Consider the following 12,577-nt stretch of genomic DNA (forward strand, 5'->3'; position numbering starts at 1 on the left):
TCAGAGGCAGCGGAATGGCAGTAGAAGGCGAGCGGGTGGGCAATTCCCGAATCGCCGTCCGGCACAGGACCCTTGGACACGAGGAGGCAAGGAGTTGGCCGTGAACGTGGAGAAACTCAGAACAGTCGACGATTGGGTGGCCTATTACCGGCACGAGTTCGGATTACCGGTCACCGAACGCGGCGGGTTCGTGATGCTGCCCATCACCGGCCGGGTCTGCGTTGTCCATCTGCCGACGATCCGGGCCGAAAAGGTCAGGGCCGCACTGGAACAGCACGGGACGAGGGGCCCGATGCTGGCCAGGCAGATTCGCTGGAGCTTCCTCGCCGAGCCGGACAGTCGGCCGGGCGCGCAGGTATTGGAGGTGCTGAACCGTCTCGATATAGGCATACCGGCCATCGGCAGTGCCGTGATGTTGCCGACCGGGCTCGGTCGGTGGACCCGGGAAGGGTGCTTCTGGGTCAATCCACCGAGTCGCGGCGACACGCTCCCACCGTTATCCGTCGTCATCACGACGGCACTCGCGGTGGGGGCGGGTGGCGGGGACTGAATGCGTCGTCGGTCCCCGCCGCCGGGCCTACCGAGTCCGCCCCTCTACTGGCAGTCGACAGGGGCGGGCTCGGTCGGGTGTTTTTCGGGCCGGATCCGCGCGATCCGACGTGGGCGAAGAGGCAGCGAAAGGGCAGTGGGGTTGCGTCCTGGCGCCGAAACCCGTACGCATCCGCAAGATTCGAGCGAGACGAGGAAGCTCGTTCGGATCGACGCCGATGCGTACGGGTCGCTGCCGCTGGTCGCGATTATTTCCGGCCCGCCGAAACCCGCACTGCCACAGACTAAGTGGGCAGCGGGAAGTTCAGATACGACCGGGAGGGGGTCGGTCCGCGCTGGCCCTGGTATTTGGAGCCCGCGCTGGTGCTGCCGTAGGGGTTCTCGGCGGGGCTGGTCAGGCGCAACAGGCACAGCTGACCGATCTTCATACCCGGCCACAGGGTGATCGGCAGATTCGCCACATTCGACAGTTCCAGTGTGATGTGGCCGCTGAAGCCCGGATCGATGAAGCCCGCCGTCGAGTGCGTCAGCAGGCCGAGCCGTCCGAGACTGGACTTGCCTTCCAGCCGACCGGCCAGATCGTCCGGCAACGTGCACACCTCGAGCGTGGAGCCGAGCACGAATTCGCCGGGATGCAGCACGAACGGCTCACCCGCGTCGGGCTCGACAAGGCTGGTCAGCTCATCCTGACGTTGCGCCGGATCGATATGGGTGTACCGCGTGTTGTCGAATACCCGGAACAGCCCATCCAGCCGCACATCGATACTCGACGGCTGGATCAGGTTTTCCAGGAGCGGCTCGACGCCGAGACGCCCAGCGGCGATCTCCGCACGGATGTCACGATCGGAAAGCAGCACGCCGACGAGCGTAGCGCCTGCTCGATACCGCTGCTCAGCCGCCGCATGGTGACGAGCTGCCGCCGTGTTGCCGATGGCTCGGTTGCCTTGTCCGGGACCCGATCTCAGTGATTTCCGTCCGAGGCTTCGGTTGTCTGCACGAGTCTGTCGGACATGGCGCTGGTGATGAACTTGGGGATCGCGGGGGCGAATATTTTGAGATAGGAGTCCACCCATTCATGGCGGGAGCTGAGGAATGGGAAGTCGGTGGCGGCCATATGGCGAATGGCGAGCATGGGCAGGGGCGCGTCGAGCGCGGGGAAGGCCGGGTTGCGCAGCCCCGGGACGGTGCAGCCCGGATAGAACTGGCCGAGCATCAGACCCTTTGCGACGAACCGAGACTTCTGGTCATGTTGCACCGCGTCGATGTCGGCGTAGTCGGTGAGGTCCGGGAACACCGCGAGGACGGCCTTGAACTTGCAATCGGGTTCGTCCCGGGGTGGCAGGGCGGGGAACATGTCGTACAGATCGTCGATGATCGCGGTCAGGCACTGGGCGTCGACGGCAGTACCCGCGAAGAATGCGGCCCAGAGCGAGTGGTTCGCGATGGCGTGGTTGGTGTATGGACAGACCGGACCGGATCGGCCGAGATCAGGGTGCGGCCGACACAGGTATTCGCGAGTCCACCTACGCAATTCGGCAGCACGGGGGTGCGGATCGATATGCGTCGCCGGATCGGGCGCGAATAGATTGACCGGCTCGATGCCGGAACGTGTCCCGGCGATTCGGTGCGGGTTCATGATCGGCTTGTCCTTGCGGAGGTGGCGGTTTCCATCGGGGTGGTCCGGGCTGAGCGGAAGTGCTCGGTGAGGACGAGTCCGATCGCGCGCAGCGACTCGGGTTCGATCATCCGCTCGTGCCGGACCGGAATGTGATGGTCGGTGATCCGGCCATTGATCAGGTTGTGCCATGCGAGGGCCTGCGCGGGACCCTCGTCTGTGTGGGCGGCGGCGCTGAAGTAGATCAAGTCGCCGTCGAAGGGAGTCGGCCGGTGGTTCCAGGTGAGGTCGACGAGCCGGGTGTAGTCGTCGTGCAGGATCACGAGGTGCTCGGGGGTCACCGCGGTGAAGAGTCCGCCTTGCCGGTGCAGCAGTTCGGCCGCGGCCACGGCGGTGAGATCGGCCGCGCCCGGTGGCACATCGAGTCCGGCGAACTCGGCGAGCAGCTGCCCGATGGAAGGAGTGGGCACACGGACGGTTTCGGCGGTGACGACGCGCGTGTCCATCATGGCCAGGGTGGCGACGGACGCACCGTCACCGCGGAGTCGGACCGCGATCGCGTGCGCGATGGTGCCGCCGAGCGAGTAGCCGAGCAGGTGGTACGGACCGTGCGGCTGGACAGCCCGGATCTCCTGGACATAGCGGGCGGCGAGTTGGTCGAGCGTCTCGAACTCCGCGGTGGCATCGCTGAATGCCGGGGATTGCACCCCGTACACGGGACGGCCGGGATCGATGTGCTGCACGAGTCCGCTGAAACCCCAAGCCAATCCGATGGCGGGGTGGACGCAGAACAGCGGCGGCTCGTTTCCGGCGGCGCGCAGCGGTAGCAGGACGGACAGCGCATCGCCGGGGTCCTGCTCGTCGAGCCCGTGACGGCGCATGTCGATGCGGCGGGCCAGCGACTCGGGCATCGGATCGGTGAAGATCCACTGAACCGGCACGTCGACACCGGTCGACTCGGCAAGGCGCGCAACCAGTCCGGCCGCGGCAAGCGAGTTGCCGCCCAGGGTGAAGAAGCCGTCGTCGAGGCCGACCCGCTCGATGCCGAGAGTCCGGGTGAAGGCCTCGCAGACGGCGCCCTCGAGTGTGGTGGACGGCGGCCGGAACCGGGCGGGTCGCCAATCGGGGGTGGGCAGGGCCTGGTAATCGACTTTGCCGGTGGGGGTGAGGGGTATCCGGTCGATCGTGCGGATGGCCGTGGGGATCATGTGCGTGGCCAGTCGCGTTGCGAGGTGGGCGGTCAGTGCGGCGGTGTCGGTCGTGCTGCCGGGAGCGGGCACGACGTAGCCGACGAGTTGAGTGCTTCCGTTGGGGCCGGTGTGCACCGTGACGGCGGCATGGTCGATGCCGGGGTGGGCGCGGAGTGCGGCTTCGATGTCGCCGGGTTCGATGCGGTGGCCGTTGATCTTGAGCTGTAGGTCGCTGCGACCGGAGAAACGCAGTGTTCGATCGGTAGTCCAGCTGACGAGGTCGCCGGTCCGATACATGCGTGTCCCGGCCGGTCCGTACGGGTCCGGGATGAATCGGGCTGCTGTGGTTGCGGGTTCGCGATGGTAGCCGCGGGCAAGGCCCGGTCCGGACACGTACAGTTCGCCGACCACTCCGGGCGGGACGGGGCGCAATCTGCGGTCGAGTACGACGGCGGTGAATCCGAGCACCGGCCCGCCGATCGTCATCGGGCCGCTCGTGGTCAAAGGAGCATGGCCGCAGCTGACGATTGTGGTTTCAGTAGCCCCGTAGGCGTTGAGCACGGTGCGGCCCGGCGTCCACTGTGCCGCCAGATCGGGTGGACAGGTCTCGCCGCCCAGGATCAGCGTGTCCAGGGTGTGGACTTCGTCGGCGTGCAGTGATGCGAGCACGGTGGGAGTCACGGCGGCATGGGTCACCTGTTCGGCATTGATCAACTCGGCCAGTGCGGCGCCCGCGACTACCGATGCGGGGGCCACGACCAGGGTGGCGCCGGTGGCGGTCGCGCTGAACCATTCGAGGATCGAGACGTCGAAGGTCGGGGAAGCAGCCGCCAGCATCCGAGAGGCCGGGGTGAGGCCGAACCGCTCCCGTATTTCGGCGGCCAGATTCGCTATCCCGGTATGAGTGACGACCACTCCTTTGGGCGTCCCGGTGGAGCCCGAGGTGTAGATCAGGTAGGCCGGATGCTCCGGCCGTAGCGGGGTTGCGCGCTCGGCGTCATCGATCGCCCTCGGGTCGGTCTCCGCCGTCATCGCGACGAAGGCGGGATCGTCGAGGGCGAGCCATTCGAGTGCGTCGGGCAACTGCTCTCGGTAGGTGTCCAGGGTCAGCCCGACCGCGGCACCGGAATCGTTGAGAATGCGCGTGATCCGGTCGCGCGGGTGGGTGGGATCGATCTGCACGAACGCGCCGCCGGACTTGGCGACCGCCCACACGGCGATGACAGCGTCGGCACAGCGCGGAAGCGCCACGGCAACCATCGCTTCCGGACCGATTCCCAGATCGATCAATACGCGCGCCCAGCGGTTGGAGGTCTCGTCGAGTTCGCGATACGACATCCGCACGCCGTCGCAGACCAGCGCTTCCGTGCCGGGCGTCAGCGCGATCGCATCCGAGAACACCTGCGGCAATACCGACGCCACCGGGCCGGGCCGACCGCGGACGGGCACCAGTGCGGCCTGCTCGGCGGGCGAGAGCAGCTGCAGTTCGGTGAGTGGGAGATCGGTATGCGCGGCGACGGTGTCGAGCACGCGCAGCACCCGGTCGGCGAGGGCGTCGATCTGCTGTCGAGTGAACAGTTCGGGTAGGTATTCGAAGGTCAAGTGCAGACGGGTGTCGTGGTGCACGACCAGGCCGAGCGGATAGTGCGCGGCGTCTCGTCCTTCGATGCCACGGACGTGCATTCCGGCGATGTCGATGTCTTCGGACAGCCCGGCCCGGTCCACCGGGTAGGACTCGAAGACGGTCACGGTGTCGAACATCGCGCGGGCACCGGCCACCTGTTGGATCCGGGCGAGTCCGAGGTGGTGATGATCGAGCAGCGCGGTTTGTTCGGCTTGGATTCGCCGCAGTAGCTGGGCGAGGCTTTCGCGGTGGTCGAGCCGGATCCGCACGGGCACGGTGTTGACGAACAGTCCGATCATCGATTCGATGCCGGGAAGCTGTGGCGGACGCCCGGAGACAGTGGTGCCGAAGACCACGTCGTCGCGGGCGGTCGCATTGGCGAGCACGAGCGCCCAAGCCGCTTGGATGATGGTGTTGAGGGTGGTCTCGTGCCGGTGAGCCACCTCGACCAGGGCCGCGGTGTGGTCCTGGCTCAGCTGCACCCGCACTTCGCGCCCCGGGGCGGTGGTTCGGCGGCCGCGGTCCTCGGGGGCCAGCAGAGTCGGCTCGGCGACCCCCTCGAGTGCCTGTGCCCACGCGGTTTCCGCACCGGTCCGGTCCAGGCTGTTCAGCCAGTTCAGGTAATCGCGGTAGGGACGCACCGGAGGCAATGCCGCGGCGTCGCCGTCGGCGGCGTAGAGGATCAGCAGTTCCCGGATCAGCAGTGGTGTGGACCAGCCGTCGATCAGGATGTGATGCATGCTCAACACCAGCCGGTACTGCTGGGAGGCGATCCTGATCAGTGTCAGTCGTAGCAACGGCGCCGCGGTCACATCGAAGTGGCGGTCGTCGGCCATGACCTGCTCGAGCGCGGCCGCGGTGTCGTCGTGCTCGGCTAGGTCGACCTCGGCGAACGGCACGTCGACATGCCGGTAGACCACCTGGACCGGGTCGCGGGCGCCGTCACGCACGAACGCGGTCCGCAGGTTCGGGTGCCGTCCGAGCAGAGTCCGCGCGGCGCGGCGCAGCCGGTCCGCATCGACGCACCCGGCGAGTTCGATACGGAGTTGCACGATGTAGGCGTCGAGGGCGCCGTCGGCGAGCTGGGCATGGAACAGCAGTCCCGCCTGCAGCGGCGTGAGCGGCCAGATGTCGTCCAACGCCTGGTGCCTGGTCTCCAGCCGGTCGATCGCGGCCTGGTCGAGATCGACTAGGCCGACATCGGAAGGGGTCAGCCCGCCGACACCGGGTCGGGACGCGTGGGCGGCCAGAGCGGTCACGGCGTCGCGCCACAATTCGGCGAGGTCGGTGGCTTCGGTGCAGGTGAGCACGCCGGACGGGTAGTCCCAGGCGGCGGTCAAGGCGGGGCCGTCCGAGGTATCCGTGGTGACCGCGTTGATGCCGAGCACGGCGGCCGCGGCCGCGTCGGGATTCTGGTTGCCGCCGCCGGTATCGCCATCGGCGGGCAGCCATCCGCTGTCGCGCAACGCCTCGGGAACGGTGTCCAGACGACCGAGATAGTTGAAGCTCACCCGCGGGGTCGGCAGCGCACGCAGGATGGGGGCGGTATCGGCGTTGAGGTAGCGCAGCAGCCCGTAGCCGATCCCGCGGTCGGGGACCTCGCGCAGTTGTTCCTTGACCGATTTGACGACCGCCGCCGCGGCGGCACCCGCGGCGAATGCGTCATCGATATCGATGCCGGACAGGTCGAGCCGCACCGGGTAGGCGGTGGTGAACCATCCGACCGTGCGGGTGAGGTCGGCGCCGGGGAGCACCGTGTCGTGGCGGCCGTGGCTTTCGAGCGTGAGCAGTGTTTCGGTCACGTTGTCGCCGTGGCGCTGCCGCCATCGAGTCAGTGCCAGTGCGAGCCCGGCGATCAGGGCGTCGTCCACACTGCCGTGGAACGCCTGGGGCAGGGTGGTGAGCACAGCGCGGGTCACCGAGGTCGGCAGCGTCACCTCGACGGTCGCGACGGTGGCCTGCACGTCGAGCTCGGGGTCGAGCGGGCGGGCACCGATCGGCGGATCGGCGGCACCGAGCGTGGATCGCCACCAGTCGAGCTCGTCGAGGCTCTCGGCGGCGGCGTTCAGGCCGTGCGCCCAGCGGCGCATCGAGGTACCGACGGCCGCGAGCCGTGGCCGTTGCCCGGCATCGATCTGGGCCCATGCCGTCGCGAGGTCGGGAATCAGGATCCGCCACGACACCGCATCGACGACCAAGTGGTGTGCGACAACGAGCAGCCGTCCAGGCCGCCGCACCCAGTCGAACCAGACCAGCTGCAGCATGATGCCCGCGGCGGGGTCGAGCCGTTCGGCGGCCGCGTTCGCCTCGGCCTCGGCGATCGCGGCGAAGGCGGCGCTGTCCGGCGCCACTTCCACCGGCACGCGCCGGATCAGCCCCGCGGCGATCGCCGCGGTCGGCCGCACGTGCAATGTCCAGCCGGATGGGTGCGCAGGATCCGGTTGCAGTCGTGCCCGCAGCATGTCGTGCTGATCGATCACCGCTTGCACGGTGGCCTCGATACCGTCGACATCGATACCGCTCGGCAGCGTGAGCATCACCCACTGGCAGAAATGGTCGAATCCGCCGCGTTCGAACATCCAGCACATGATCGGCGTCAGCGGTACCCGGCCGACGCCGCCGCCGGGGAGCTCCGCCGGAAGAGCGGCCGCCGCGGTGCTGTCCTGGACTGCGACCTGGGCCAGTGCCGCAACCGTTTTCCGCTCGAATACCTCCCGCGTGGAGAACACCACACCGGCTGCCCTGGCTCGGGTCACCAACTGGATCGACATGATGCTGTCGCCGCCCATGGCGAAGAACGAATCATCGATTCCGACCCGGTCGATGCCCAATACCTCGCCGAACAGACCGGCCAGCGTCCTTTCCACCTCGGTGACCGGCGCCCGGAATTCGGCCCGGCCGGTGGTGAAGTCCGGCTCGGGTAGCGCGGCGCGGTCGAGCTTGCCGCTCGCCGTCACCGGCAAGGTGTCGAGCACCACCACGGTCGCGGGCACCATCTGCGGGGCCAGCCGCTGTTCGGCGAACGCGCGGACCGCGGACGGGTCCAGCGCGGCGCCCGGCTCGGGCACCACGTACCCGACCAACCGGTCACCGGCGGCCGCGCCCCGGTGGACGGTCGCGGCCGCTCGCGCGACACCGGCACAGGCCAGCAGGCCCGATTCGACCTCGCCGAGTTCGATGCGGAAACCACGTAGCTTGACCTGGAAGTCGGCCCGGCCCACATAGTCGAGCGTCAGATTCCCCTCCGGTAGCCGCAGCCAGCGCACCAGGTCGCCGGTCCGGTACATACGCCGCCCCTGCTCAGCGAACGGATCGGCGATGAAGCGCGAAGCCGTCAGCCCCGTCCGGTTGCGGTAACCACGAGCCAGAGCCGGGCCCGTGAGATACAGCTCGCCGACAATTCCGACGGGCACCGGCCGCAACCAGGCGTCGAGCACGACGTGCCCGACCCCGCGGATCGGTCCCCCGACCGTCACCGGCTCACCTGCCACCAGCGGCGCGCTGGCGTCGGTCTGGATCGTGGCCTCCGCCGGGCCGTAGGTATTGAAGAATCTCCGGCCCGGCGCCCACCGGGACACGAGATCGGGCGGGGGCGGTTCGCCACCGACCACGACCGTCTCGAGGTTCTCCAACCCGGCCGGGTCGACGGTCGCCAAGGCCGTCGGCGTCAGTGCGGCATGGGTCACCCGCTCGCTCGACAGAATCCGCGCCAGCTCGTTCCCGCCGTAGACGGTCGGCGGCGCGATCACCAGCCGCCCACCCGATGTGAACGCCCAGAGCAGTTCCAGGACAGCCGCATCGAAACTCGGCGACGCGACATGCAGCACCCGCGCGCCCGGCTCGATTTCGAACCGCGAACACAGCTCGGCCACCAGGTCTGCCAACCCTTGGTGCGACACCACCACGCCCTTGGGCACACCCGTCGAACCGGAGGTGTAGATCAGATACGCCGCATGATCGAGCCGGATCGGCCGTGTTCGCTCCGCATCGGTCACCGGCGCCGCCGATGCCGCCGACGCCTCGGCTTCCACCGCCGCCTCGTCGAGGACCAGCCACGGCACCGATCCGGGCAATCGAGACCGCCACTGTGACAAGGTGATTCCCACCACCGCACCGGAATCGGTGAGCATGTGCCCGATCCGGCCGGTCGGATACTGCGGATCTATCGGGACGAATGCCGCCCCCGACTTCGCCACCGCCCATACCGCCAGCACCGACTCGACCGATCGCGGCAGCCCCACCGCCACATTGGCCTCCGGCCCCACACCCCGATCGATCAACAACCGGGCCAACCGATTCGACTGCGCATCGAGCTCGCCGTAGGTCCACTGCCGATCCTCGTACACCAACGCGACCGCGCCCGGATCTCGCTGCACCGTCGCCGCCAACAGCTCCGGCAGCATTCGCCCCGGCACCGCCGGGGAGCCCGATACCGGCGTCAACTCTCGGTATTCCGCGGGTGAAAGCAGATTCAGCCGGGCCAGCGGCAGCTCCGGATCGGTTGCGACGAGTCCGAGCACGCGCAGGATGCGCTGCAGGGTCTCGGTCATCGTGTCGTGGTCGAAGAGTTCGGGCAGGTACTTGATCTTCAGGTGCAGTCGGGTGTCGATCCGCGCGACCACTCCCAGCGGATAGTGCGCGCCGTCGGTGCCCGTGACATCGACGACTCGCATCCCCGCGATATCGGTCTGCGCCGTCAGCCCGAAACGGTCGATCGGGAACGATTCGAACACCGTCATCGTGTCGAACACCGCCCCCGGCCCGGCCACCCGCTCGATTTCGGTGAGGCCCACGAACTGGTACTCGAGCAGGTTCGCCTGTTCGGTCTGGATTCGGTCGAGCAGTTGTCCCAGACTCTCGGCGGCGTCGAGACGGACGCGCACCGGCACGGTGTTGATGAACAGTCCGATCATCGACTCGATGCCCTCGATCCGCGGGGACCGTCCGGAGACCACGGCGCCGAACGTCACATCGTCCCGAGAAGTCAACGTGCCCAACACAATTGCCCATGCCAGCTGGATCACGGTGTTGAGGGTGACGCCGCGGGTTCTGGCCAGATTCGTCAGCGCCGCTGTCTGCTCCTCGGTCAAATCACCGAGCACATCGCGTGATTCGGTGTAGCGGCGGCCGGGATCGGCCTGCACTACCAGCGTCGGCTCCTCGGCGCCGTAGAACGCGGCGGCCCACGCATCGAGCGCCGTAGCCGAGTCCTGCCCGGCGATCCAGGCAAGGAAGTCCCGGTACGGACGGACTTCGGGCAGCACGGTGGCATCGCCGTCGGTGGCGTAGAGCACCAGCAAGTCCCGCAGGAGCAGCGGCGTCGACCAGCCGTCGAGCAGCAGGTGATGATTGGTCAGTACCAGCCGATAATGCTGCGGCCCGGTGGTGACCAGCATCCAGCGCAGCAGCGGGGCACGCGCCGGATCGAACCTGGTTGCCCGGTCCGCGGCCAGGAGCAGCTCCCACTCGCGATCGCGGGCACTGTCATCGAGGTCGGACAGGTCGAGCTCCGACCAGGCGGCCTCGACATCTTCCTGGACCACCTGAACCGGTCCGACATCGGTGTCGAAGGCGGCGCGCAGATTCGCATGTCGGTCCAGTAGCACTTGTCCGGCTCTGCGTAGCCGCTCCGGATCGACCTGGCCGCGCAACTCGACGACCAGTTGGGTCAGGTAGGCGTCCACCGACTCCTCGGACACCAACGCGTGGAACAGCAGCCCCTCCTGCAACGGCGTCAACGGCCAGACATCGCTCAACGTCGGGTATCGGTACTCGAGTCGCTCGATTTCGGTCTGCCCGAGCCGGACCAGATCCAGATCGGATGGTGTCCGTCCCCCACTACCGGCCAGGCGGACGTTGCTCGCCAACGCGGTCAGTGCCCGGCGCCAGGCTCCCGCCGCCGCACGCACCTCCTCGGGGGTGAGTACCTCGGCGGGATAGGACCAGATGGCCCGCAACTGCGGCCCTTGTCCGTCGTCACGGGCGCGAACATTGATGTCGAGTACCGCCGAAACCGGCATATCCGGATCCCGCGCATAGGTGAACTCGTCGCCGTCCACCGGCTGCCATCCGACCGCCGGTTCCCCTTCTGGAACCCCGGTGGAGGCCGGGCCGACGTAGTCGAAGGTGATCTGCGGCGTCGGCAGCGCGCCGGTGTCCTCGTCGAGATACCGCAGCAAGCCGTAGCCGATCCCGTGGTCCGGGACGGCGAGCAGCTGTTCCTTGACGGACTTGACCGCTGCGCCGATGGCCTGCCCGCCCGCGCATGCGTCATCGATATCGATGCCCGACAGATCCAAACGCACCGGAAAGCTCGTGGTGAAACAGCCGACCGTCCGGGTCAGGTCCGCGCCCGGAACGACGCCTTCCTCCCGACCGTGCCCTTCGAGACCGATCACCACATCCGTCAGCCCCGTGGCCGCGGGTCCCCGTTCGCGCCGCCACTTCGTCAGCGCAACCGCCAGGGCGGCCAGTAGCCCGTGGCCCACCTCGCCGTGGAATGCCGCGGGCACGTCGCTCAACAGCGCCTCGGTCACCTCGGGGGACAGCTCGACCTCAACCGACCGAGTAGTCGCGACCACGTCGATCGCGGGGTCGAGGGCCCGCGACCCGATCATCGGATCGGAGCCGTCGGCCATCGCTCGCCACAGTTCGAGCTCGGCTGCCCGCTCCGGCCGCCGGGCCGCGTCGACCAACCCATACGCCCACCTGCGCATCGAGGTCCCGACCGGGGGCGGCTCGGGTGGCTCGCCGGACTCGATCCGCGCCCACGCGGCCGCGAGGTCCGACACCAGCACCCGCCAGGAAACCCGATCGATCACCGATTGATGCACCAGCACCAGAGCCCTGCCCGGTTCGGCCGGATTCGCCGGATCGAACCAGACCACCCGCAGCACGATCCCGGCGTCCGGATCGAGCCGGGCCGCAGCGGAAGTCAGCTCCGCCGCCGCAAACGTCCGGAACTCGGCGCTTCCCGGCATCGGCACCCGGTGGATGGCATCGGCGGCGCGAATCGTGCCGACCGGCAGCACATCCCACGCCCGGCGGCATTCGTCGTCCGAGCACAGCCGCGCGCGTAGCATGTCGTGCCGGTCGAGGACCGCCTGCACCGTTTTCGCCAACTGCTCCAGGTCGATTCCGATCGGCAGATTCAGCATCATCGCCCGCGAGTAGCGGGCGAACTCCGGACCGGACCGTTCGAGCAGCCTTCGCATCATCGGCGTCAGCGGTACCGTGCCGACGCCGCCGCCGGGCAGTTCCGTCAACTGGGCGGCTGCGGTGCTGTCGCGGGCTGCGACCTGGGCCAATCCGGCGATGGTTTTCCGCTCGAACACGTCGCGTGCGGAGAACGTCGCACCGGCCGACCTGGCTCGGGCCACCAACTGGATCGCCATAATGCTGTCGCCGCCCAGGGCGAAGAACGAATCATCGAGCCCGACCGTGTCGGCGTCGAGTATGTCGGCGAAGGCTCCGGCGATGATGTGTTCGGTTGGTGTCTGTGGTGCTCGGAAGGGTTTGCGGTCGGCGAAGACCGGCTTGGGCAAGGCCCGTCGGTCCAGCTTGCCCACCGGCGTCAACGGAATCCGGTCCAGGACCATG

General features: G+C 68.2%; 4 protein-coding genes. 1 reads left to right on the forward strand and 3 read right to left on the reverse strand.

The window, feature by feature from the left end; all coding sequences use genetic code 11:
- Nucleotides 1-100: 100 nt before the first annotated feature.
- Nucleotides 101-550, forward strand: coding sequence for a hypothetical protein (locus NP3_RS29400; protein WP_063044860.1), 450 nt, complete (start codon nt 101-103; stop codon nt 548-550).
- Nucleotides 551-833: 283 nt separating this feature from the next.
- Here NP3_RS29400 and dcd read toward each other — a convergent pair whose 3' ends face one another.
- From dcd to NP3_RS29415, 3 genes are all read right to left on the reverse strand, one after another.
- Nucleotides 834-1,406: a dCTP deaminase gene (gene dcd / locus NP3_RS29405; protein WP_063044854.1), complete on the reverse strand. Its 573-nt coding sequence runs from the start codon at nt 1,404-1,406 to the stop codon at nt 834-836.
- 104 nt (nt 1,407-1,510) lie between these two features.
- A complete protein-coding gene (locus tag NP3_RS29410; protein ID WP_063044855.1) occupies nt 1,511-2,185 on the reverse strand; it encodes a DUF6875 domain-containing protein in 675 nt (224 codons plus the stop codon).
- Entirely contained in the window at nt 2,182-12,546 is a 10,365-nt protein-coding gene (locus NP3_RS29415; protein ID WP_218024958.1) for a non-ribosomal peptide synthetase, read from the reverse strand. The genes NP3_RS29410 and NP3_RS29415 overlap by 4 nt, the downstream gene beginning before the upstream one ends.
- Between the last annotated feature and the right edge of the window lie 31 nt (nt 12,547-12,577).

Source organism: Nocardia pseudovaccinii NBRC 100343 (assembly GCF_001613225.1).
GTDB lineage: Bacteria > Actinomycetota > Actinomycetes > Mycobacteriales > Mycobacteriaceae > Nocardia > Nocardia pseudovaccinii.

What these genes read in the sequence shown, in the direction of transcription:
- NP3_RS29410 (WP_063044855.1), bottom strand. Translation starts at nt 2,185, where the DNA reads ATGAACCCGCACCGAATCGCCGGGACACGTTCCGGCATCGAGCCGGTC.